16 protein-coding genes, 4 tRNA genes and 1 other RNA gene are annotated in these 23,417 nt (G+C 69.9%); 9 read left to right on the top strand and 12 right to left on the bottom strand.

Annotation, left to right across the window (positions count from 1 at the left end):
• Window positions 1-90 precede the first annotated feature (90 nt).
• The 4 genes from AB0D99_RS14465 to AB0D99_RS14480 form a co-directional block, all read right to left on the bottom strand.
• Complete coding sequence (locus tag AB0D99_RS14465) at window positions 91-3,168, bottom strand: HsdR family type I site-specific deoxyribonuclease (RefSeq protein ID WP_362360415.1); 3,078 nt, start codon at window positions 3,166-3,168, stop codon at window positions 91-93.
• 22 nt (window positions 3,169-3,190) lie between these two features.
• Window positions 3,191-4,372: a restriction endonuclease subunit S gene (locus AB0D99_RS14470; RefSeq protein ID WP_362360418.1), complete on the bottom strand. Its 1,182-nt coding sequence runs from the start codon at window positions 4,370-4,372 to the stop codon at window positions 3,191-3,193.
• Complete coding sequence (locus tag AB0D99_RS14475) at window positions 4,365-5,939, bottom strand: class I SAM-dependent DNA methyltransferase (protein ID WP_362360421.1); 1,575 nt, start codon at window positions 5,937-5,939, stop codon at window positions 4,365-4,367. The genes AB0D99_RS14470 and AB0D99_RS14475 overlap by 8 nt, the downstream gene beginning before the upstream one ends.
• A 428-nt stretch (window positions 5,940-6,367) precedes the next feature.
• Window positions 6,368-6,455, bottom strand: a tRNA-Ser gene (locus tag AB0D99_RS14480).
• Between the two features lie 108 nt (window positions 6,456-6,563).
• Between AB0D99_RS14480 and ffs the strand changes: the two genes are divergently transcribed.
• The 6 genes from ffs (at window position 6,564) to AB0D99_RS14510 (ending at window position 15,120) form a co-directional block, all read left to right on the top strand.
• Window positions 6,564-6,662, top strand: an RNA gene (gene ffs / locus AB0D99_RS14485) — signal recognition particle sRNA small type.
• A 36-nt stretch (window positions 6,663-6,698) separates the two neighbouring features.
• On the top strand, window positions 6,699-8,852 hold the full coding sequence (locus AB0D99_RS14490; RefSeq protein WP_362360424.1) for a DNA polymerase III subunit gamma and tau: 2,154 nt from the start codon (window positions 6,699-6,701) through the stop codon (window positions 8,850-8,852).
• Window positions 8,853-8,913: 61 nt separating this feature from the next.
• Entirely contained in the window at window positions 8,914-10,164 is a 1,251-nt protein-coding gene (gene purD, locus AB0D99_RS14495; protein ID WP_362360427.1) for a phosphoribosylamine--glycine ligase, read from the top strand.
• 217 nt (window positions 10,165-10,381) lie between these two features.
• Complete coding sequence (locus AB0D99_RS14500; RefSeq protein WP_362360430.1) at window positions 10,382-12,439, top strand: hypothetical protein; 2,058 nt, start codon at window positions 10,382-10,384, stop codon at window positions 12,437-12,439.
• Window positions 12,440-12,641: 202 nt separating this feature from the next.
• On the top strand, window positions 12,642-14,102 hold the full coding sequence (locus AB0D99_RS14505; protein WP_362360433.1) for a N,N-dimethylformamidase beta subunit family domain-containing protein: 1,461 nt from the start codon (window positions 12,642-12,644) through the stop codon (window positions 14,100-14,102).
• A 118-nt stretch (window positions 14,103-14,220) separates the two neighbouring features.
• A complete protein-coding gene (locus AB0D99_RS14510; protein ID WP_362360436.1) occupies window positions 14,221-15,120 on the top strand; it encodes a phosphoribosylaminoimidazolesuccinocarboxamide synthase in 900 nt (299 codons plus the stop codon).
• Window positions 15,121-15,173: 53 nt separating this feature from the next.
• Here AB0D99_RS14510 and AB0D99_RS14515 read toward each other — a convergent pair.
• The 8 genes from AB0D99_RS14515 to AB0D99_RS14550 all read right to left on the bottom strand — a co-directional run bounded on the left by AB0D99_RS14515 (window position 15,174) and on the right by AB0D99_RS14550 (window position 19,828).
• A tRNA-Gly gene (locus tag AB0D99_RS14515) sits at window positions 15,174-15,249 on the bottom strand.
• Window positions 15,250-15,271: 22 nt separating this feature from the next.
• Window positions 15,272-15,889: a response regulator transcription factor gene (locus AB0D99_RS14520; protein WP_362360439.1), complete on the bottom strand. Its 618-nt coding sequence runs from the start codon at window positions 15,887-15,889 to the stop codon at window positions 15,272-15,274.
• Window positions 15,886-17,112, bottom strand: a complete 1,227-nt coding sequence (locus AB0D99_RS14525; protein WP_362360442.1) for a histidine kinase — start codon at window positions 17,110-17,112, stop codon at window positions 15,886-15,888. Before AB0D99_RS14525 ends, AB0D99_RS14520 begins: the two co-directional genes overlap by 4 nt.
• Before the next feature lie 16 nt (window positions 17,113-17,128).
• A complete protein-coding gene (locus tag AB0D99_RS14530) occupies window positions 17,129-17,893 on the bottom strand; it encodes an ABC transporter permease (RefSeq protein ID WP_362360445.1) in 765 nt (254 codons plus the stop codon).
• Window positions 17,890-18,807 (bottom strand): ABC transporter ATP-binding protein, encoded by a 918-nt coding sequence (locus AB0D99_RS14535; protein ID WP_362360448.1) that lies wholly within the window; start codon window positions 18,805-18,807, stop codon window positions 17,890-17,892. Before AB0D99_RS14535 ends, AB0D99_RS14530 begins: the two co-directional genes overlap by 4 nt.
• Before the next feature lie 331 nt (window positions 18,808-19,138).
• Window positions 19,139-19,211: transfer RNA gene (locus AB0D99_RS14540), tRNA-Gly, on the bottom strand.
• A gap of 80 nt (window positions 19,212-19,291) precedes the next feature.
• Window positions 19,292-19,363, bottom strand: a tRNA-Gly gene (locus AB0D99_RS14545).
• 111 nt (window positions 19,364-19,474) lie between these two features.
• A complete protein-coding gene (locus tag AB0D99_RS14550; protein WP_362360451.1) occupies window positions 19,475-19,828 on the bottom strand; it encodes an Lsr2 family protein in 354 nt (117 codons plus the stop codon).
• Window positions 19,829-20,151: 323 nt separating this feature from the next.
• On the opposite strand from AB0D99_RS14550, the gene purS reads away from it, so the two are divergent.
• From purS to purL, 3 genes are read left to right on the top strand one after another with little or no spacing between them, the layout of a single operon-like run.
• Window positions 20,152-20,397 (top strand): phosphoribosylformylglycinamidine synthase subunit PurS, encoded by a 246-nt coding sequence (gene purS / locus AB0D99_RS14555; protein ID WP_015035032.1) that lies wholly within the window; start codon window positions 20,152-20,154, stop codon window positions 20,395-20,397.
• Window positions 20,394-21,074, top strand: a complete 681-nt coding sequence (purQ, locus tag AB0D99_RS14560) for a phosphoribosylformylglycinamidine synthase subunit PurQ (protein WP_362360454.1) — start codon at window positions 20,394-20,396, stop codon at window positions 21,072-21,074. The genes purS and purQ overlap by 4 nt, the downstream gene beginning before the upstream one ends.
• Window positions 21,074-23,323 carry a phosphoribosylformylglycinamidine synthase subunit PurL gene (gene purL / locus AB0D99_RS14565; RefSeq protein ID WP_362360457.1) on the top strand — a complete coding sequence of 750 codons (2,250 nt, stop codon included), beginning with the start codon at window positions 21,074-21,076 and terminating at the stop codon, window positions 23,321-23,323. Before purQ ends, purL begins: the two co-directional genes overlap by 1 nt.
• Window positions 23,324-23,417 lie beyond the last annotated feature (94 nt).

Raw genomic sequence — 23,417 nt, forward strand, 5'->3', positions numbered from 1 at the left:
AGTCAGGTGTGCATCCGGGGATGGGCCAGGGTCTGCACAGAGCGACGAGGCCCGGCAACCGCCACGGGTTGCCGGGCCTCCGCGCATTCGTCAGTCGACGAGGTAGTGGGCTTCGATGTAGGCGACGGTGGAGTCGTACGGCTCTCCTACCGGCTTCAGTGCGTAACGGCGGAAGACCGCAGCGGTGGCGCGGCGGGCGCCTCGGTTGCGGGCGTCGGCGTTGTCCCATGCCCGAGCGAGGGTGCGGGTGACTACCTGGTCGATTTCCTCGGCCAGGTTCCGCTCCGTGATGGTGAGGCCGGCGGGTGCGTGGTCGTGGATTATCCGCGAGAGGACGCCGATGTGGTCGTCGTCCAGCACGACGACGGCTTCATCGGGGTGTTTCTCGGCGTTGACGATGGCCCGGGCCACGCGAAGCGCTTCGGACAGGAAGTCCAGTGCGTCCTGGGCATTCTGGATGATCCGGTCGCGCAGCTGTTTGATTCGCTCCGCGAGGGCGGTGTACTTCGCGGACCCCGGTTCGACGCCCTTGTCGAGGGCAGCCTTGATGTGGTCCAGGATCTCCGCCGCTGACGGCGGAGATGCGTCTTCGCCGCCATCCTTGTCGGTCTTGGGGCGGACGAGCGCCAACAGCTCCTTGAGGATGGTGATGCCCTGAGCGTCCAGAACGAGGGTTTCCTCCTGAGAGGCGACCACGGAGAAGGAGTGGACGTGGGCGTTGATGATCTCCAGGACCATCGGTCCCAGCTCGGCCAGCCGTTCCTTCCTCTCCTCGTCGGAGGACTTCTTGAACAGGGTCGTGTACACGGACCCGAACAGTCCGAAGCCGTCGCTGTACTTGGCGACCCGCTTGTCAGTGTTGATGAACGGGTACAGGCGGGCCAGGAGTCGGTAGTCCTTGCTGAACACCTCGGCGGCGTCCGGGTTGGCGTCCAGGAAGATGTTGATGGCTCGGACGGACTGATATCCGTGGACCGTCAGGTCGACGCCGTCCACGTCCGCGAGGAGGTCCTCGATCCGGGCGAAGGCGAGTCGGAATTCGGCGACCAGTTCGGACAGGTCGGTGACGAACCCGCCTCCCTTGCTGGGCCCAGCCGCGGTGGGGTCGACCACGGCCCGCTGCACTTCCTCGGCCAGGCCGATGTAGTCCACGACCACGCCGGAGGTCTTCACGAAACCGGTCGGTGACACCCAGGTGCGGTTCGGACGAGTGATCGTCTGGAAGAGGTTGTGGGCCTTCAGCGGCTTGTCCAGGTAGAGGACACCCTCGTTGGGAGCGTCGAACCCAGTCATCAGCTTCGCGGTCACCACCAGGAAGCACAGCGGGTCGTCCGGGCTGAGGAACCGCCGCTTCTGCTCCTCTTCCTCGGTCTCCGAGAGCTGGTACGACTTCATGTGTACGTCTTCGGTCTTGGAGTCCGAGACGGAGATGTTCACCTCTGCAGTGATCCGCTGATGCTTTCCGACCTCGCCGAGCACCTGGGATGCCTCGAAGCCGGCAAGCAGCTCGTTGATCTTGTCCGTGTACGCCACAGCCAGCTCACGGTTGTAAGCGACGACCTGCGCCTTGAGGCCGTTGCGGTAGGCGCCGGCCAGGTAGTGGTCCACGATGTGCTGGCAGACCGTGTGGATACGGTCGGGGTTGGCGAACACCGAGGTAAGGCGTCCGAACTTACGGGACAGGGCCTCGCGGTCGGGGTCGTCAAGGTCGAAGTCGTCAGCGAACTCGTCGAACTCGGCCTGCAACGCCTGGTCGTCCATCTCGAAGGAGACCGGGTGCGGATGCAGTATGACCGGGACGGTCGCCTCGTCCAGCAGAGATCGGGACACCGAGTACCGGTGCAGCACCCTGCCCGGGTCGGCCTCCTCTCCGAAGAGGTCGAAGGTGTCGGTGGCGAGGTTCCTGATAGGGGTGCCGGTCATGCCGAAGAACCTTGCATTGGGCAGCGCTGCGCGCATCTGCCCGGCCAGGGACTCTTCATCGGAGGACTGGGTGCGGTGTGCCTCGTCGACGAGCACGATGATGTTGCTCCGGACCGACAGATTCTTGCCGGCCTCGGCGAACTTGTGGACGGTCGTGGAGATGACGCCACGCACGTCGTCGGCCAGCAGGGCGCGCAGCTTTTGGCTGTTCGAAGGCTTGTGGAAGTACGCGTCCCCCATCGCGGAGGTGAATACCCCTGAGGTGTGTCGGACGAGGTGATTCCGGTCCGAGAGCAGGATGATCGTGGGCGACTCGGTACGGGTGTCGGCCAGTAGCAGCGCGGCGGCGAACACCATCAGCAGGGTCTTCCCGGAGCCCTGGTGGTGCCAGACCAGGCCCTTCGAGCCGCCCTGCAGGACGCGCTCGTGGATCAGGTGCGCAGCTTCCATCTGCGGGTAGCGGGGGAGGTACTTCTTGTCGGTCCCTCCCCCGGCGGTGTCGAAGAGGACGAAGTTGGCGAGCATGTCCAGAACCGTGGCGGGGTCCATCAACAACTCGACGGAGCGCTTGACGTCCGCGTGCCCGGACAGGTTCTCGTCGTCGTCGGTGGACCGGAACGGTTGCCACAGGTTCGTGGGCGCGCCGGCGGCACCGAACCGCAGGTTCAGGCCGTCCGTGGCGACGGCAAAGACGTTGGGCGTGAAGAACCACGGGTACTCAGTGGCGTACACGTCGTTGATCTCGCGGGCGGCGTCCGCCCACGCGGACTTCGCGGTCGGGGACTTCACCTCGACCACTACCAGAGGCAGGCCGTTGACCCAGTACACGAGGTCGAACCGGCGGGAGGTCTTGCCTGGCACGCTGATGGTGACCTCGTCCGAGACGACCATCGTGTTGGCAGTCAGCGTCTCGTAGTCAATCAACTTCAGCGTGTGCCACACGCCGTCGTTGTCCCGGAACTCCTTCCGCCCTCGCAACAGACGCAGCACCTGCTCGTTGGCCCGGACGAGTCCGCCTTCGACTGCGGTGACGGTGGCCACGACTTCATCGACCACCACGTCCAGGTCAAACCCGTCGATCACCCCGGGGTTCAGCTTGATGATGGCCTCACGCAAGTGGGAGACGACCACCGTCTGGATGGTCTCCCGCGGCAACGCTCGCCCCGCGGCGTAATCCCAACCCATCGGCAAGGACCACTGGATCATCTGGTTCTGGAACTCGCGTTCCCGAATACCCTTCGCCACGCCTCGGACCCCCCTGGTCGGATTAAACGTCGATGGTGATGCTCTGGTTCAACAGGCCCGACAGCAGAGCGACACGGACCTGGCGGAGCGTGTCCGCCTCTGCGCGAGACGCCCTTCCGAGTGAACGCATCGAAAGAACCGTCGAAGCAACCTTGCGCTGCTCAGGCAGTTCAGGCATTGGCACTTCGAGCCCAGCGATCTTCGACTGGCTGATGTTCTTCATGGAAGCCGAGCCAGAAGCAGCCATAACGATCTGCCTCCGCACCCCCGAAAGAGCCATAGCGACAACCAGAAAGTCCGGGTCAAGGCTACCGGCGGGAACCATACGAAGCGTCTTGTCGCTCAGGTATAGACCGCCTCTAACGTCGGAGGGAACACGGCAAACGGCGCCGACGCGGTTGATGGCGCCACTCGCCCGTGTGATCAATACGTCTCCTGCCCGGACCTCGGCCGACTTTGGCATCTCTGTTCCCGGGGCGAGCGTCTTGGCCTCGTCCGCGACGAAATGGAAGGCTACGACCGCACTGACCTTTAGAACGCCTTCCTCATCTTCTTTGGGCGGTGTATCGACCGCCTGCGGACTACGACCGCCCTCGATGCGATCAAGGTGGTTCCCGACCCGGACATGGGCATGATTGGCCAGCATCGACTCGGCAATTGCGCCAGCGGCTGTGTCGGCAGCGCTTGATTCACGATCGAGTGCTGCGATCTGGTCGTCGATCGCGTCGAGCACCTCGACGATCCGCGCTTGTACCTCACGGGGTGGGATCGGCAGTTGGATCTGCAAGAGTTGCTCTGGGTTGAGACGCTTGCGCCGTTGGACTGTCCCGCTCACTCGGTTCTTCATTTCTGCCCACAGTCGCGGTGAGCGACAGACGTGCCTCATCCAGTCAGGCATCAGTTCTGGGCCAAGCGTGAACGTCGGGAACTCGTTGCTGACGACGAATCCATCGAATTCGGCAGGTACTACGGTGATCGGGCCTTCCCACGCGGTCAGTTTTCGCATCACGACCTGGCCAACATGCAGCACGTTCATTGCCGCGTATTCTGTGTCTCCGCCGTCGAGTTCGCCTTTAGCGACCGGTCCCTGTCCTGCGTTCAGGACCCCGGCCAGGCGGTAGGTGGTTGCAGGCTTCATCGGTGTGCGCTGGATGTCGAGGCGCATCACCTCGCCGAGCGGACGAAGCGGATAGCCGTCACTCATCGAAGCCCTCGATCCCGGCGCCGGCGAGTACGTCGAGCATCCGTTGCTCGGTCTTCTGACGCTCGGCTCGGGCGACGTTGTACGCCTCGATGAGGGTGCCGAGGTCTTCGGCCTCAGCTGCGGCCTGCTTGATGTACCTGCCGATGTTGAGGTCGTACCTGTTCGCCACGACCTCCGTGGTGGGGACGAGCCGCGCCGAGAGCCCACCTGTTCCATTGAGGCCCACCGGGTTGCCGTCGGCGTCGAATTTTGACTGGTAGGCAGTCAACACATCGGCGATGTCCGCCTCAGTCAGGACGTTGCGGTTCTTTGCTTTGGTGAACTGCTTGGAGGCGTCGATGAACAGCACCCCGTTCTGGCGCTCCTCGGCCTTGGTGCCAGGGGCACGAAACACAAGGATGCAGGTTGGGATGGAAGTCGAATAGAAGAGGTTCGCTGGCAACCCGATCACGGCTTCCAGGAGGTCATCGTCCAGGACCTGCTGGCGGATCGCTGCCTCCTGCCCGCCGCGGAAGAGGACACCGTGAGGCAGGACGACGCCCGCACGCCCCTTCTTCGGGTCCATGCTGGCGATCATGTGCTGCACGAACGCCCAGTCCGCCGACGACTGCGGTGCGACACCGCCGATGGCGCGCGGGTCGTTGGTCCAGGGCTTCCACTTCAAGCTGTAGGGCGGGTTGGCGAGGATCACATCGAACTGCGCGATGGATCCATCCGGCTTCTTGAAGCGCGGGTCCTTCAGGGTGTCGCCGACCTCGACTTGGAACTGGGTGAGGTTGTGCATGAAGAGGTTCATGCGAGCCACACCCGCGGTGTCTGATACGGCCTCCTGCCCGTGCAGTTTGAGCGTGTAGCCACGCCCGCCGTGGGCCTTCAGGAGGTTAGCGGAGGCGATGAGCATGCCGCCCGAGCCGCAGGTCGGGTCGTACACCGACTCGTGGCCCCTGGGGTCCAGGACCTCGACGATCAATTCGACAACCTCGCGCGGGGTGAAGAACTGGCCGGCGCGGGTACCGGATCCGTCTGAGAACCGCTTCAGCAGGTACTCGTAGGCGCCGCCCAGCACGTCGTGGGACATGTTGCCCTCGTGCATCTTCGGGGTGCGGTCCATCGCCTGCATCACCGCCGCCAGCACCTCCCTCGACAGCACCTCTTCGGAGGCCCACGTCATGTTGCCGAACAGGCGGGAGAACTTGTCAGGGTTGGCCGTCTCGATGGCCTGCAGGGAGGCGCGGACCCGCTGACCCAGGCCAGGCTGGGTGACGGTGGCGAGGATGGACGACCAGGAGGCGCGACGCTCCTGGACGGTGCCGGGGTGGATGAACGGGATCTCGAACGACTGGTAGTCGCGGTACTCGATCTCTCGGGCTTCCTCGGGAGAGAGGCCCTCCAGGCCCTCGTTGTCGGCCAGGAACTCCTGGTGCTGGTGCTCCCAGGTGTCCGACAGGTACTTCCAGAACATCAGCGGGAAGACGACCGAGGAGTACTGCGCTTCGGGCATCGCCACGCGCAGCTCGTCGGCGGCGTCCCACAAGCGGTTCTCGATCTCCTGCTGGGTCACTGCCATCAGATGAGGGTGTCCTTGCTCGTCAAGAGGGTGGCGGTCTGGAGGCCGTGGCGTTTCCGCTGGGCATCCTATTTTGTCCCTCCGACAGTGGGGGCGTGGTCAGCCTTTCTGCTGGCTGGTTCAGGTCGACGAAGGCCGGCGGTAGGGGTGGGGGCCGTGGGTGGTGAGGAGCACACATGCGCGGCGGTGGGAGCCCATGGAGCAATATCCACGCTGAGCGTCGAGCGCGGGGAGCGCAGGACGAGGCGCAGAGGAGGTCCCGGCTCTCACTCGATGCCCCGATCCTCGAGAAGGGCCGACACCGGAGTCTGCCCGCAGAGGTTCAGGGCCGTCCGTCCCGCGCAACTGAGACCAAAACTGAGACCACACACGTCGAAGGGCCCCACCGCGAACGGTGGGGCCCTTCGACATCGTGCCCGGTGAGGCACTGGCGGAGGATACGAGATTCGAACTCGTGAGGGGTTGCCCCCAACACGCTTTCCAAGCGTGCGCCCTAGGCCACTAGGCGAATCCTCCGCCGCAAACAATACAAGACGCTGAGGGGTGCTCGCGAACGTGATCCAGAAGAGGTTTCCGTGATCGGGATCGGGGGACCGCGGGACCCCTGGGATCAGGTACCCTTGGCGGAGCCCCTCACGTGGCGCTATCTGACTGAACTCCCCCAGGGCCGGAAGGCAGCAAGGGTAGGTCGGCTCTGGCGGGTGCGTGGGGGGCGCTTGCGTTCCCGGGTTGTCGGTGGCCGCCTATAACCTCGTATACGTGTCGTCTCTCGCGCTGTACCGCCGCTATCGCCCCGAGTCCTTCGCCGAGGTCATCGGGCAGGAGCATGTCACCGACCCGTTGCAGCAGGCCCTGCGGAACAACCGGGTCAATCACGCGTACCTGTTCAGCGGGCCCCGTGGATGCGGAAAGACGACCAGCGCGCGCATCCTGGCGCGCTGTCTGAACTGTGAGCAGGGTCCCACTCCCACTCCCTGCGGGGAGTGCCAGTCCTGCCGCGACCTGGCGCGGAACGGGCCGGGGTCGATCGACGTCATCGAGATCGACGCCGCCTCCCACGGTGGTGTGGACGACGCCCGTGACCTGCGGGAAAAGGCGTTCTTCGGGCCGGCCTCCAGCCGCTACAAGATCTACATCATCGACGAGGCGCACATGGTCACCTCGGCGGGCTTCAACGCCCTGCTGAAGGTGGTCGAGGAGCCGCCGGAGCATCTCAAGTTCATCTTCGCCACCACCGAGCCGGAGAAGGTCATCGGGACGATCCGGTCCCGGACGCACCACTATCCGTTCCGGCTGGTGCCGCCCGGCACCCTGCGGGAGTACCTGGGCGAGGTCTGCGGGCGCGAGGGCATCCCCGTCGAGGACGGTGTGCTGCCGCTCGTCGTGCGCGCCGGCGCCGGTTCCGTGCGTGACTCGATGTCCGTGATGGACCAGCTGCTGGCCGGAGCCGCCGACGACGGTGTGACATACGCCATGGCGACCTCTCTTCTCGGCTATACGGACGGGTCCCTGCTCGACTCGGTCGTCGACGCGTTCGCCGCCGGGGACGGGGCAGCCGCGTTCGAGGTCGTGGACCGGGTCATCGAGGGCGGGAACGACCCCCGGCGTTTCGTCGCCGACCTCCTGGAGCGGCTGCGGGACCTGGTGATCCTCGCCGCCGTGCCGGACGCCGCCGAGAAGGGGCTCATCGACGCTCCGGTGGACGTCGTGGAGCGCATGCAGGCGCAGGCGTCCGTGTTCGGCGCCGCCGAGCTCAGCCGGGCGGCCGACCTCGTCAACACCGGGCTGACCGAGATGCGCGGGGCGACCTCGCCCCGGCTGCAGCTGGAGCTGATCTGCGCGCGCGTGCTGCTGCCCGCCGCCTTCGACGACGAGCGGTCGCTGCAGGCCCGGATCGACCGGCTGGAGCGCGGCGCCGCGGCCGCCCCGGCGCCCGCCGCCGCCTTCACGGCCGGCTCGCCCGCGCCCGCGATGGGGTACGTCCCCGGGCCCGAGGCCCACACCCCGGTGGCCCCGCCTCCGCCGGCCCCGCCTCCGCCGGCCCCGGTCCAGCAGCCGCCTGCCCCCGCGCAGCCGCAGCCCGCCCCCGTGGCGCAGGCGCCCGCCCCCGCTCAGCAGCCCGCCGCCGAAGGGCCCCGGCCCGGCGCCTGGCCCGGAGCGGCGACCCCGGGCGCCCCCGCGACCCCGGCCCCCGGTGCCTGGCCCGGAGCCTCCGCGCCCGCGGTACCGCAGGCCCCCGCGCCCGTGCAGCAGCCCGCCGCACCGGCCCCGGGCCCGGTTCCCACCGGTGACATGGCCCAAGGCGCCGCCCAGGTGCGGAACATGTGGCAGCCGATCCTCGACGCCGTGAAGAACCGGCGCCGCTTCACCTGGATCCTGCTCAGCCAGAACGCGCAGGTCGCCGGGTTCGACGGCACCACCCTCCAGCTCGGCTTCCTCAACGCCGGCGCCCGCGACAACTTCGCGAGCAGCGGCAGCGAGGAGGTGCTGCGGCAGGTGCTGGCCGAGCAGTTCAACGTGCAGTGGAAGATCGAGGCGATCATCGACCCCTCGGGCGGCGCCACCCCGCCCCCCGCCGCGACCGGCTTCGGCGGCGGACGTCCGGCCCAGGCCCCGCAGTCGCAGTGGTCTTCCCCACAGCAGCCGCAGCAGTCCTCGCAGGGTCCGTACACCCAGCAGCCCCCGCAGACGCCGTCCGCCCCGCCGGTCCAGCAGGCGGCCGCACCCGCCACCGCGCCCCAGAGTCGGCCCCAGTCCACGCCGCCCGTCCACCACGCGCCGCCGCCCGTCGCGCCCGAGGACGACGTGCCCGAGGAGGACGATCCCGACCTCGTCGACTCCGCTCTCTCCGGCCACGACCTGATCGTCCGTGAGCTCGGCGCGACGGTGCTGGAGGAATACACGAACGAGTAGGGGCGTCTCGCTCGGTGGCCCGCACAAGGGACATCCCGCCGCGCGGGCTACCCTGGCTGGCGTGAAGGTCCTCGTCATCGGCGGCGGCGCCCGCGAACACGCCCTGTGCCGCTCTCTCTCCCTCGATCCCGACGTCACCGCTCTGCACTGCGCGCCCGGCAACGCCGGAATCGCGGAGGTCGCCGAGCTGCACCCCGTCGACCAACTGGACGGCGCAGCCGTCGCGCGGCTGGCCGCCGACCTCCAGGCCGACCTGGTCGTCGTCGGCCCGGAGGCCCCGCTCGTCGCGGGTGTCGCCGACGCCGTCCGCGCGGCGGGCATCCCCTGCTTCGGCCCGTCCGAGCAGGCGGCGCAGCTGGAGGGCTCCAAGGCGTTCGCCAAGGACGTCATGGCCGGGGCCAACGTCCCGACCGCCCGCAGCTACGTCTGCACCACCCCCGAGGAGATCGACGAGGCGCTCGACGCCTTCGGTGCTCCGTACGTCGTGAAGGACGACGGCCTCGCGGCCGGCAAGGGCGTCGTCGTCACCGACGACCTGGCGGAGGCGCGGGCGCACGCGCTCGCCTGCGGCCGGGTCGTCATCGAGGAGTTCCTGGACGGCCCCGAGGTCTCCCTCTTCGCGATCACCGACGGCGTCACCGTCCTCCCGCTCACCCCCGCGCAGGACTTCAAGCGCGCGCTCGACGGCGACGAGGGCCCGAACACCGGCGGCATGGGTGCGTACTCCCCGCTGCCCTGGGCCGATCCCAAGCTGGTCGACGAGGTCATGGACACCGTCCTCCAGCCGACGGTCGACGAGCTGCGTCGCCGCGGCACCCCGTTCCAGGGGCTGCTGTACGCGGGTCTGGCGATCACCGGCCGCGGCGTCCGGGTCATCGAGTTCAACGCCCGTTTCGGCGACCCGGAGACCCAGGTCGTGCTGGCCCGGCTGCGGACCCCGCTGGCGGGCGTCCTGCTGAACGCCGCCAACGGCACCCTGGACAACCAGCCGCCGCTGCACTGGCACGAGGACGCGGCCGTGACCGTGGTCGTCGCCTCGCACAATTACCCGGGGACCCCGCGCACCGGCGACCCGATCGAGGGCCTGGACGAGGTCGCGGCGCAGGATGCACCGGACGCGTACGTCCTGCACGCCGGCACGAAGCGCGACGGCGACGCGATCGTGAGCGCCGGTGGGCGCGTCCTGTCGGTCACCGCGACCGGGAAGGACCTGACGCAGGCCCGCGAGCGGGCGTACGCGGCGGTCGGCCGGATCCGTCTGGACGGCTCGCAGCACCGTACGGACATCGCGCGCAAGGCCGCGGGGGAGTGAACCCCTAACCTGCCCGAACCGTCATCACCTTTGCCCAAAGCCATTCCATCGAGTGACGGCTGAGCCATCCGGATGACGCCCGCCGACGCCCCAACTAGGGTGCGGCGCAGGCGTTCCGGCACTTGGCCCACCGGCATTGCGATGTCAGTGGCGGGTGCCACAGTGGGGGAGTGAGCAACACCGCCACAGGCAGTCCCGACGAGGGCAGGAGGGGGTGATGTACGGCGTGTCCGGTACCGGTTCGGTTGTCGGCGAGGAGATGGGCGCACGCGCCGCGCGCGCCCATGCCCTCGCCGTGCTCCGGGTGCGCGGCAGGGCGCTGGGCGTCGCCGTGCTCCCGGCCGCCGCGGCCGTGATCCTCTACGCGGGCGGTGCCACCGGCCATTTCACGGGCGCCGGCTGGGACGCCGCCCGCTGGGTGACCACCGTGCTCGCGCTGGTCGTGCTGCTCGCCGCCATGGCCGTCGCTCTGGTGATCGCGCGGTCCCGTCCGGCCGTCACGCCGACCGTCGAGCTCTCCGAGCGCTCGGCCCCCGATCTCTACCGCATGGTCCGGGACCTGGCCGACCGGCTCGGTGTCCCGGCGCCCTCCGCGATAGCCCTGACGCCGGACTGCGACAGCTGGCTCGAGGACCGCACGCACCCGGCACACGGCTCCGAATCGGGCTCCGGCTCGGGCTCGGGCCGTACGGCGGGAATCCGGCGCTCCGCGGATGCGCCCGTCCTCGTCATCGGCTCACCCTTCCTGTGGTGGATGCGGGTCGGCGAGCTGCGGGCGGTCCTGGCCCCCGTCGTCGCCGGTACGGCACCGGCCGCCCACGCCGACATAGCCGCGGCCCGCCGCTTCGTGCAGGGCCTGGACGCCGCCGTCGCCGCTCCCCGCCGCGAGGGGCTCGGCCCGGTGGGCAGGCTGGGCGCCCATGGCATCGGGCGGGTCGCCCGGGTGCTGCTGCGCCTCTCCCGCGGGCATGCCGCCGAGATGGAGCGCGGTGTCGCGATGGCCGGCTCCGAGCGTGCACAGGCTGTGGACTACGGAGTCCGGATCGTCGCCCAGGAGCAGGTCGGCCTCGCGTACGCGGGCTGGGACCGGCTGCTCACCCGGGTCGCGCTGCCCGCCTGGCGGATGGGCCGCTGGCCCGCCCGCCTGGACGTGGGCGTGGTCGCCGCCCTCACCGAGCTGTCCCGGCGCGATCGCCTCGCCGAGGGCTTCACCTCCCGACTGGGCGAGCGCCCCGCCTGTGACCTGCTCGAAGAGCCGGGCGCCGTCGACGAGGCCGCCTCGCTGCTCGCCGCCCGCCTCTTCCACGGCGGCCCGGCGGAGACCGGCCCGGACTGGTCCCCGGTGGACTGGGAGCAGTACCCGGAAGAGGTGGTCGACCGTAAGTGGCGGGCCGACGCGGCCCGGCTGCACCTCGTCCTCGACGAGCTGGGCGTGCTCCCCGCCGACACCGCCAGGGGTACGGGCAGGGGCGACGGTACGGCTCCGGGAACCCGCGCCGCGGGCGACGAAGGGCCGACCCTGACCCGGGTGATGTCCCACCTCACGGCAGCCGTGGAGAAGAAGCCCACCGACCGGCACGAGTCCCCGCCCGATCGGACCCCCGGAACCGCTGACCTCGCCGGCCCCACCGCCGATGCCGACCTCGCCGGCCCCGACTCCGATGCGGACCCCGACGACCTCGTCACCCCCGACGAGCGCGCCCCGCACGACCCCGCCGATGCCGACCCCGCCGGCCCCGACTCCGATGCGGACCCCGCCGACCTCGTCACCCCCGACGACCGCGCCCCGCACGACCCCGCCGATCCCGTCGACCTCGCCGGCCCCGACGACCTCGTCACCCCCGACGACCGCGCCCCGCACGACCCCGTCGACCCCACCGCGATCGGCAACCCCGCCGCCGATGTCCTCGCCGCCGCGCTCACCGCGCACGTCGCCCGCGAGGAGGCGGCCAGGCCCGCCGCCCCCGCTCCCCACGCCGCCGGTGGGCCGGGCGCCGACGCCCTGCCGCTCTTCCCGCTCCAGCCGCCCAGGACCGGCCGGGACCTGCTGGCCGACCATGTGACGGCCATGGTCTGCTGTGCCGCCGTCGACACCGCCGGTGCCGCCCCCGGGCTCGACTGGCTCGACGGGCCCGCGCTCCTCGTCGGCGGCGAGCGGAACACCGACCTGGCCGCCCGCGTCCTCGCCCTCGTCGAGGACGGCGACCCCGAACCCCTGCGGAGTTGGCTCGCCGCGACCGGCGTCCGACCCGAGAAGCCCGTCCGGCTCGTGTAGAGGACACCGGAAGCGCGCCTTCCGTTCACGTCAATTCGCGACGAACGGTGACGGAGTGCGTGCGTTATGTGATGTGCTGGGGACCGGCACTGACAGCAGCACATGACAGCCCGCGCCGCGGACACCGCGCGAGGGCACACACGACGGCACACGACAGCACACGACGGGATTCGGCGCGGGGGAGTCGAGGGAGGGGTGCGACATGGGGGCGGAGCAGATCAGGCGGTGGGAATCGGGCGCGCTCGCCCACGCCGTCTCGGACCCCTTCGGGCAGGGACCCCTGCCCTGGCTGCGCGGTTCGGAGAACTACTTCGACGACACCGGGCAGGTCGTCCCCTGGTACGCCGACGAGACGCTGGCCCGGGGCGGTGGCGGCGGCCCCCGCACGGCCGACGACGTCCGCAGCCAGATCAAGGGCTTCGCGTCGAACGGAGCCGTCACTCCCGGTGAGGCGATCGATTTCCACATCACGGTGGACCCACCGCAGCAGTTCTCGGTCGACATCTACCGGATCGGTCACTACGCGGGCGACGGCGCCGCCAAGATCACCACCAGTCCACGGCTCTCCGGCATCGTGCAGCCGGCCCCGCTCACCGCCGACCGGACCGTCTCCTGCCACCACTGGTGGCAGTCCTGGCGGCTGCAGATCCCGTCGTTCTGGTCCATCGGCGCCTACGTCGCCGTGCTCACGACCGCCGACGGCTACCGCTCCCACATCCCCTTCACGGTCCGCGACGACCACCCCGCCGACCTGCTCCTCGTCCTCCCGGACGTGACCTGGCAGGCGTACAACCTCTACCCGGAGGACGGCCGCACCGGCGCGAGTCTCTACCACGCGTGGGACGAGCAGGGCCGGCTCCTCGGCGAGAAGGACGCGGCGTGCACGGTCTCCTTCGACCGGCCCTACGCGGGCGCGGGACTGCCCCTCCATGTCGGCCACGCCTACGACTTCATCCGCTGGGCCGAGCGGTACGGCTACGACCTCGCCTACGCCGAGACCCGCGACCTGCACGCCGGCCGCGTCGACCCGACCCGCTACCGCGGCCTGGTCTTCCCCGGCCATGACGAGTACTGGTCGATCCCCATGCGGCGGACCGTCGAGCTCGCCCGCGAGCAGGGGACCTCGCTCGTCTTCCTCTCCGCCAACACCATGTACTGGCAGGTCGAACTCGGCCCCTCGCCGTCCGGGGTCCCGGACCGGCTCCTCACCTGCCGCAAGCGCCGGGGCCCCGGCCGCCCCGCCCTCTGGCGCGAGATCGACCGCGCCGAGCAGCAGCTGCTGGGGATCCAGTACGCGGGGCGGGTCCCGGAACCGCACCCCATGGTCGTACGGAACGCGGAGCACTGGCTCTGGGACGCGACCGGAGCCGGCGACGGGGACGAGATCCCCGGTCTGGTCGCGGGCGAGGCCGACCGCTACTTCCCGCGCACCGCGCTCCCCGAGCACCAGGGCCGCATCCTGCTCGCCCACTCGCCCTACCAGGACGGCGAAGGCGTCCTGCGTCACCAGGAGACCTCGCTCTACCGGGCGCCGTCCGGAGCCTGGGTCTTCGCCTCCGGCACCTTCGCCTGGTCGCCCGCCCTGGACCGGCCGGGCCATGTCGACCAGCGGATCCAGCGTGCCACGGCGAACCTCCTCGACCGCATCTGCAAGCGGGACTGACCCCACGGACCGATCCGCGCGCGGGACCGACCGGGTTCGTTCGAGGGGCCGCTCGGCGGGCGGCCCGGAGAGTGCGAGAGAATCGAACCGTTCCTGGATCAACCTACGCGGAGGAACCGTGTCCGGATTCGTAGAAAAGCCCGAGCCTGTTCAGGTCCCGGGCCTGACCCACCTCCACACGGGCAAGGTGCGCGAGCTCTACCGGAACGAGGCGGGCGACCTCGTGATGGTGGCCAGCGACCGCATGTCCGCGTACGACTGGGTGCTGCCGACCGAGATCCCCGACAAGGGGCGTGTTCTCACCAAGCTCTCCCTCTGGTGGTTCGACCGCCTCGCCGACCTGGTCCCCAACCACGTCCTCTCCACCGACCTGCCGGCCGGCGCCCCCGCCGACTGGGCCGGGCGCACGCTCGTCTGCACGTCGCTGAACATGGTCCCGGTCGAGTGCGTGGCCCGCGGCTATCTGACCGGCTCCGGTCTCGTCGAGTACACCGAGTCCCGCACGGTCTGCGGTCTGGCGCTCCCCGAGGGCCTCACCGACGGCTCCGAGCTGCCCGCGCCGATCTTCACGCCCGCGACGAAGGCGGCGGTCGGCGACCACGACGAGAACGTGAGCTACGAGGAGGTCGCGCGCCAGGTCGGCGCCGAGACGGCCGCACAGCTGCGCCAGACGACCCTCGCGGTCTACAGCAGGGCCCGGGACATCGCCCGCGAGCGCGGGATCATCCTCGCCGACACCAAGTTCGAGTTCGGCTTCGACGGCGACACCCTGATCATCGCCGACGAGGTCCTGACCCCGGACTCCTCCCGCTTCTGGCCGGCCGCGAGCTGGGAGCCGGGCCGCGCGCAGCCCTCGTACGACAAGCAGTTCGTCCGCGACTGGCTGACCTCCCCGGCGTCCGGCTGGGACCGCAAGAGCGAGCAGCCGCCGCCGGCCCTCCCGCAGGAGATCGTGGACGCGACCCGCGCCAAGTACATCGAGGCGTACGAGCTGCTGACCGGCAACGCCTGGGAGTAGCCGCTCCGGAACACGAAGAAGCCCCCGGTCCGAGAGGACCGGGGGCTTCTTCGTGGAGCGGACGACGAGATTCGAACTCGCGACCCTCACCTTGGCAAGGTGATGCTCTACCAACTGAGCCACGTCCGCCTGCGCCGTAGCGCGGAGCCAACTATACCCAACCTTTCTCCCGTGCGAGACGCACCGCCGTATGACGGTTCTCGGCGCCGAGCTTCGCGGCGGCGGAGGAGAGGTAGTTCCGGACCGTTCCCGGCGACAGCGAAGCCCGCTCGGCGATCTCCGCGACGGGCGCCCCGTCGGCCGCGAACTCCAGGACCTCGGCCTCCCGCGCGGTCAGCGGGGAGTCGCCGGCGGCGATGGCGTCCGCCGCCAACTCCGGGTCCACGTAACGGTTTCCGGCATGCACGGTGCGGATCAGCTCGGCCAGCCGCTGGGCGCTGACGGTCTTGGGCACGAAGCCGCGCACGCCGGCCGCGAGCGCCCGCTTGAGATGTCCGGGGCGGCCGTGGCTGGTCACGATCATCGTCCGGCAGTCGGGGAGTTCGTCCCGCAGCGATGTGGCGACCCTCACACCGTCCAGGCCCGGCATCTGCAGATCGAGGACCGCGACGTCGGGGCGGTGGGCGCGGGCCATGGCGAGCGCCTCGGGTCCGGTCGCGGCCTGGGCGACGACGACGAGGTCCTCCTCCAGGGCGAGGAGCGCGGCGAGGGCGCCCCGGATGAGGTGCTCGTCGTCGGCGAGCAGGACGCGTACGGTTCCGGCGCTCACGCGACCACCCCCGTGCGCGGGACGGGGACGTGGGCCGTCACGCGGAAGGTCCCGTCGTCGCCGGGTCCCGCCTCCAGAGTCCCGTCCACCGTCGCGAGCCGCTCCCGCAGTCCGGCCAGGCCGGAACCGTGTCCCATCGCCGCTCCCTCCCTCACGCCGTCGTTCCGTACCGTCAGCAGCACCGTGCCGTCCTTCTCCCGCAGCGAGATGGCGCACCGCTTGGCGTCGCCGTGCCGCAGGACGTTCGTGGTGGTCTCCCGGACGACCCAGCCGAGCACCGACTGGACGGTGCCGGGCAGGTCGACCGTGACCGGGTCGATCGCGCAGTCGATGCCGGCGGCGCCGAGCACTCCGCGCGCGCCCTCCAGTTCGACCCGCAGGTCCGCCTCGCGGTAGCCGCGGACGACGTCCCGCACCTCCCGCTGGGACTCCTGGGCGATCCGCTGCACCTCGATCATCTGGTCGACGGCCTCGGGGCGTTCGCGCCGGGCGAGCTGTACGGCGAGTTCGCTCTTGAGCGCGATCACCGACAGGTTGCGGCCCATGACGTCGTGGAGGTCGCGGCCGAAGCGGAGGCGCTCCTCGGCGACGGCGAGCCGGGCCTTCAGATCGCGGGAGCGCTCCAGCTCCCAGACGATCTTCATCAGCCAGCAGGAGAACCCGCAGGCGGCGACGAGGCCGCCGCCGCCCAGGAGGATGCCGATCGCGTAGCCGAGCGCCTCCCCGGGGTGGATGCCCATGGCCGCGACGGCGGCGCCGGTGGCGAGCGCGGCGGTCGGGGCGACGTACACCATCCGCCGGGGACGTCGTACGCAGAGCACGAGGCTGCCCAGGGTGAAGGTGACCAGGCCGGTGACGACGGCGGCGGCGACCGAGATGTCCGCGAGCACCCCCGTGGCCCGCAGTGCGATCACGATCAGCGCGCCGGCCGCCGTCAGGGCGACCACGCCGGTCGCGAGGCGGACCGGCCGGTCGCGCCGGTCCAGGGCCCAGTCGAGGGCGCGCGAGGAGAGCACGGCGGTCAGCACGGCGTGGGCGCAGACCAGCAGGGAGAGAGCCAGGGCGAGGGGAACGTCGACCTTGTCCTGCCCTGCCCCGGAGATCGGCACCAGACCGATGGCGCCGATCTCGATGACGGCGAAGAAGTGGAAGCTCCACCGGGTGTACAGCTCGACCTTGGCCGCACTGCTGCGGCCGCTCCACCACCCCGTCAGCCTGGACACGCGCCCGGCCCCCTTTCTAGCGCCGCGGTTCCCAGCGGAACCACCGTCGGACAGCAAACACGGTGATCACGCCCCAGGCCAATGTGTTGAGGACGGCGGTCAGCAGGTCCTTGGTGTCGCCGACGCCGAGCCAGCCGATGCGGACGAGTTCCATGACGCCGCTGAGCGGCAGCAGTCCCGCGATGTCCGCGGCCAGGCCCGGGAGGATGTCGCGGGGCAGCATCAGCCCCGAGCCGACGGCCGAGATCAGGAAGAACGGCAGCGTGGTGAGGCCCGCGCTCTCGACGTTCCGGGTGATGGCGGTGGTCGCGGCGGCGAGTCCGGCGAGCAGGACGATCGCGGCGAGCAGTCCGAGGACGAGCAGCTCGGGCCGTTGCGGCGCGGGTACGTCGAGGGCGGCCGCGCCGCCGACGGTCAGCACGGCGCACTGGGCGAGCGCGATGGCGGAGGAGGGGAGCGCGGTGCCGGCGAGGATCTCCAGGTCGCTCGCCTCGCCCGTACGCAGCCGCTTGAGGACGAGCTCCTCGCGCCGGGCCACGAGGGCGGACGTCAGCCCCATGTAGACGACGAGGATGAGGACCAGCCCCGTCCCGCCGATGAGGGTGGCTCCCGCCATTCCCATGGGCAGTTCGCCGGTGCCCGTCTGCGTGAGCGTCGACCGCAGGGTGAAGATCATCAGCAGCGGCATCAGGAGGGCGATGAAGAGGTTGTTCTTGTTCCGCCCGAGGAGGGTGAGTTCGGCCCGTCCCAGTGACGTCATCCGGCGTGCGGTCGCGTTCATCGAACAGTCTCCAGGGCGTCGTTGCGGGAGGCGATCTCCAGGAACGCCTCTTCGAGGGAGGCGGAGCGGGCGTCGAGCCCGTCGAGCCGTACGCCGGCCTCGCGGGCCCAGCCGAGGAGTTCGCCGAGGGCGTCCTGGAGTTGGTGCGTGCGGATCTCCACGCGGCGGCCTTCGGCGGCGGCCTTCAGCCCGAGCGGGATCCGGCCGGGCGCCACGTCCTCGGGGAGGACGAAGCGGATGCGGGCGGGCCGGGCGGCGGTGACCTCCGCGGGGGTGCCCGAGAGCACGATCCGGCCCTGGTTCATGATCGCGAGCCGGTCGGCGAGCGACTCGGCCTCCTCCAGGTAGTGCGTGGTGAGGACGACGGTCGTGCCCGCGTCCCGCAGCGTCCGGACGAGCGCCCAGGTGTCGCGCCGGCCCTCGGCGTCGAGTCCGGTGGTCGGTTCGTCGAGGAAGAGGACCTCGGGGCGGCCGAGGAGGGCGAGCGCGAGGTCGAGGCGGCGCCGTTCGCCGCCGGAGAGCTGCTTGATCCGTACCTGGGCGCGGGGGCCGAGGCCGACCTGTTCGAGTGCTTCACCGGTCGGCCGTGCGCCGGTGGTGCACCCCGCCCACATGCGTACGGTCTCGGCCACGGTCAGGTCGGAGGGGAACCCGCCCTCCTGGAGCATGATCCCGATCCGGGGCCGGACGGCGGCCCGTTCGCGGTAGGGGTCGTGGCCGAGGACGTGGACCGTGCCGCCGCTGGGAGCGGCGAGGCCCTCGAGGAGCTCGACCGTGGAGGTCTTGCCGGCTCCGTTGGTCCCGAGCAGGGCGAAGATCTCGCCCCGGGGGACGGCGAGGGAGATCCCGTTGACGGCTTCGAAGCCGCCGGCGTAGGTCCGGCGGAGGTCGTCGGCCTCGATCACGTTGGTCATGACCTCAGCTTCGCGGCCGCCGGAGCCGGTCGGCAGTGCGCGCTGTCATCGCCGCGCATGACAAATGTCAGCTGGTGCTGCGGTGCGGCACGCGCGACGGCGGCCGTGCGGAGAACCGGCCCGCACGACGGCGCTGCGCGCGGGCGGGCAATGCGCGGCCTCCGGCGCGGGGAACCGGCCCGCACGACAGCGGTCCGCGCGGGCGGGCAATGCGCGGCCTCCGGCGCGGAGATCGGCGCGCACGGCCTCCCGCGCGCAGATCGGCCACCCGGCCGCCGTCCGGTCGCACGACAAAGGCCCCGGTTCCTGAGAACCGGGGCCTTTGCTCCCGAGCGGACGACGAGATTCGAACTCGCGACCCTCACCTTGGCAAGGTGATGCTCTACCAACTGAGCCACGTCCGCATTGCTGCCGCTCAGCTCTCACTGGGCGGTGCGAGCACCACTGTACCTGATCCACAAGTGGAGTCGGTAATGCGATGCAGAGCGGGTGACAGGAATTGCACACTGCGCCTTCCCCCTGGAAGGGGGATGTTCTACTACTGAACTACACCCGCACGCTGCGTGAGGTCCGGCCCTGCGGCCTCGCCCCTCGGCGTGATCCAGACTCTAGCCGATCGGCGGGGGTGCAGCGCAACTCGACTTCCGGCTCGGGGCGGTCCGCCGGCTCAACTCGCCTCGCGGAAGGCTTCGTAGACCCGCTTGGGGATACGTCCGCGGGCGGGCACGTCCATCTTGTTGGACTGCGCCCAGGCGCGGACCGCGGCCGGGTCGGGGGCCAGGGCGGTGTGCTTGTACGAAGCCACGGACGCGGCCGAGCCGCGGGCCCTGCCGGCCGCGGCCTTCCCGGTCAGCTTCCGGCCCGCCGCGAGGTACGGCGCCAGTGCCTTGCGCAGTTTCTTTGCATTGGCGGGATTCAGGTCGATCTCGTACGTCTTCCCGTCGAGCCCGAACGCAACCGTTTCCGCCGCTTCTCCGCCGTCGATGTCGTCGAAGAGAGTGACCACTACTCGCTGAGCCACGGATATCGGTCCTTTCGTGTCGGTCCGCCGTGTCGTGTCGGCGTTTGGAACGCCTCTGACGTGCGGCGACACCGGCTTTACGGCTGCCCCGGGGAAGTGTTGCTTTCCTCTGTATTCCTTTGTACAGCGACAGGCGTCGCATTGTGAAGCCCAGCCAATTGCATCAGCGTGTCCCGCCGCAATGGGCGGCACGATATTTCACTTGAATTTTCCGTGAGGATCTTTGGGTCTCTTTGTAGGGTCCTCCAGACTTCTACCCGCGTAGAATTTGGAGGCAGGTACGCTGAGGGAACCGCCCACGCAACACACCACCGGGAGTGCCAGTGGCACGCGTCGTAGTCGACGTCATGCTCAAGCCGGAGATCCTCGACCCCCAGGGGCAGGCGGTGCAGCGTGCACTGCCCCGCCTGGGATTCGCCGGAATCGCCGACGTCCGTCAGGGGAAGCGCTTCGAGCTGGAGGTGGAGGGACCGGTCGACGACGCCGCCCTCGCCCGCATCCATGAGATGGCCGAAACCTTCCTCGCCAACACCGTGATCGAAGACTTCGTCGTGAAGGTCGAGTCGTGACCGCACGCATCGGGGTCGTCACGTTCCCCGGAACGCTCGACGACCAGGACGCGCTGCGCGCGGCCCGCCTCGCGGGCGCCGAGCCCGTCTCGCTGTGGCACCGCGACAAGGACCTCAAGCAGGTCGACGCCGTGGTCCTGGCCGGCGGCTTCTCCTACGGCGACTACCTGCGGGCCGGAGCCATCTCCCGCTTCTCGCCGGTGATGGAGACGATCATCGAGCAGGCGAAGGCGGGCATGCCCGTCCTCGGCATCTGCAACGGCTTCCAGATCCTCACCGAGGCCCATCTGCTGCCGGGCGCGATGCTGCGCAACAACCACCTGCACTTCATCTGCCGCGACCAGAAGCTGCGGGTGGAGAACGCGGACACCGCGTGGACCGTGGACTACGAGCAGGGCCAGGAGATCGAGGTCCCGCTCAAGAACATGGACGGCCGCTACGTCGCCGACGAGCGCACGCTCGACGAGCTGGAGGCCGAGGGGCGGGTGGCCTTCCGCTACCTGGACATGAACCCCAACGGCTCGCTCCGCGACATCGCGGGCATCACCAACGCCGCGGGCAACGTCGTCGGCCTCATGCCGCACCCCGAGCACGCCGTCGAGCCGCTGATCGGCACCGGCAAGACCGACGGGCTCGGATTCTTCACCTCGATCCTCAAGAAGCTGGTCAACGCCTGATGACTCTGGACACGGTCAAGCACGCGACCGAGACGCCGGACAGCGAGCAGCCCTGGAAGGAGCTCGGCCTCAAGGAGGACGAGTACGCGCGCATCCGCGAGATCCTCGGCCGCCGTCCCACCGGCGCCGAGCTCGCCATGTACTCCGTCATGTGGTCCGAGCACTGCTCGTACAAGAGCAGCAAGGTCCACCTGAAGCAGTTCGGCGAGAAGGTGCCCGAGAACGACGCGATGCTCGTCGGCATCGGCGAGAACGCCGGCGTCGTCGACGTCGGCCAGGGCTACGCGGTCACCTTCAAGGTCGAGTCGCACAACCACCCCTCGTACATCGAGCCCTACCAGGGCGCGGCGACCGGCGTCGGCGGCATCGTCCGCGACATCCTCGCCATGGGCGCCCGTCCGGTCGCCGTCGTGGACCCGCTGCGCTTCGGCGCGGCCGACCACCCCGACACCAAGCGCGTGCTCCCCGGAGTCGTCGCGGGCATCGGCGGGTACGGCAACTGCCTCGGCCTGCCGAACATCGGCGGCGAGGTCGTCTTCGACGAGTGCTACCAGGGCAACCCGCTGGTCAACGCCGGCTGCATCGGTGTCATGAAGCACGAGGACATCCACCTGGCCAAGGCCTCCGGCCCCGGCAACAAGGTGATCCTCTACGGCGCCCGCACCGGCGGCGACGGCATCGGCGGCGTCTCGGTCCTCGCGTCCGAGACCTTCGACGACACGAAGCCCACCAAGCGCCCCGCGGTCCAGGTCGGCGACCCGTTCCAGGAGAAGCTCCTCATCGAGTGCACCCTGGAGATCTTCAAGGAGAAGCTGGTCGCGGGCATCCAGGACCTGGGTGGCGCCGGGCTCTCCTGCGCGACCTCCGAGCTCGCCTCGGCCGGGTCCGGCGGCATGCGCGTCGAGCTCGACCGGGTCCACCTGCGCGACGCCACGCTCTCGCCCGAGGAGATCCTCATGAGCGAGTCGCAGGAGCGCATGTGCGCGATCGTCGAGCCCGAGCACGTCGACCGCTTCCTGGAGATCTGCGAGAAGTGGGACGTCATCGCCGTCGTCATCGGTGAGGTGACCGACGGCGAGCGGCTGGAGATCTTCTGGCACGGCGAGCAGATCGTCGACGTCCCGCCGCGCACGGTCGCCCACGAGGGCCCGGTCTACCACCGGCCGTACGCCCGTCCGGAGTGGCAGGACGCGCTCCAGGCCGACGACGCGAACAAGCTGCCCCGGCCGCAGAACGGCGAGGAGCTGAAGGACCAGGTCCTGAAGCTGGTCTCCTCCCCGAACCAGGCGTCGAAGTCCTGGATCACGGACCAGTACGACCGGTTCGTGCAGGGCAACACCGTTCTCGCGCAGCCCGAGGACGCGGGCATGGTCCGTATCGACGAGGAGACCAACCTCGGCGTGGCCATGGCCACCGACGGCAACGGCCGGTACGCGAAGCTCGACCCGTACACCGGTGCGCAGCTCGCGCTGGCGGAGGCGTACCGCAACGTCGCCGCCTCCGGCGCCAAGCCGCTGGCGATCTCGGACTGCCTGAACTTCGGTTCGCCCGAGGACCCGGCCGTGATGTGGCAGTTCGCCGAGGCCACCCGTGGTCTCGCGGACGGCTGCCTCCAGCTGGGCACTCCGGTGACCGGTGGCAACGTCTCGCTGTACAACCAGACGGGCGAGATCGCCATCCACCCGACGCCGGTCGTGGCCGTGCTCGGTGTGATCGACGACGTGAACCGCCGCACGCCGATCGCCTTCGCGGAAGAGGGCCAGCTCCTCTACCTGCTGGGCGACACGCGTGAGGAGTTCGGCGGCTCGGCCTGGTCCGAGGTCGTCCACAAGCACCTCGGCGGTCTGCCGCCGGCCGTGGACCTCGACCGGGAGAAGCTGCTCGGCGAGATCCTGATCTCTGCCTCCCGCGACGGCATGATCGACGCGGCGCACGACCTGTCCGACGGCGGTCTGGTCCAGGCGGTCGTCGAGTCCTGCCTGCGCGGCGGCACGGGCGCGCGCCTGGTCGTCCCGGACGGCCTGGACGCCTTCACCTTCCTGTTCAGCGAGTCGGCCGGCCGTGCGGTCGTCGCCGTCCCGCGCAGCGAGGAGCTCCGCTTCACCGACATGTGCGGCGCGCGGGGGCTGCCCGCGACGCGGATCGGTGTCGTGGACGGCGAGGAGGTCGACGTGCAGGGCGAGTTCAGCGTCTCCCTGGAGGAGCTGCGCGCGGCCCACGAGGCGACCATCCCGGGCCTGCTGGTCTGAGCGAAGGCCGGCACACAGCGGTACGGGAGCCCCCGTCCGGACCTTCGGGTCCGGACGGGGGCTTTCTCGTTCCCTCCTTGCGCGAGATTACGTA

The organism is Streptomyces sp. NPDC047971 (assembly GCF_040653355.1).
Taxonomy (GTDB): domain Bacteria; phylum Actinomycetota; class Actinomycetes; order Streptomycetales; family Streptomycetaceae; genus Streptomyces.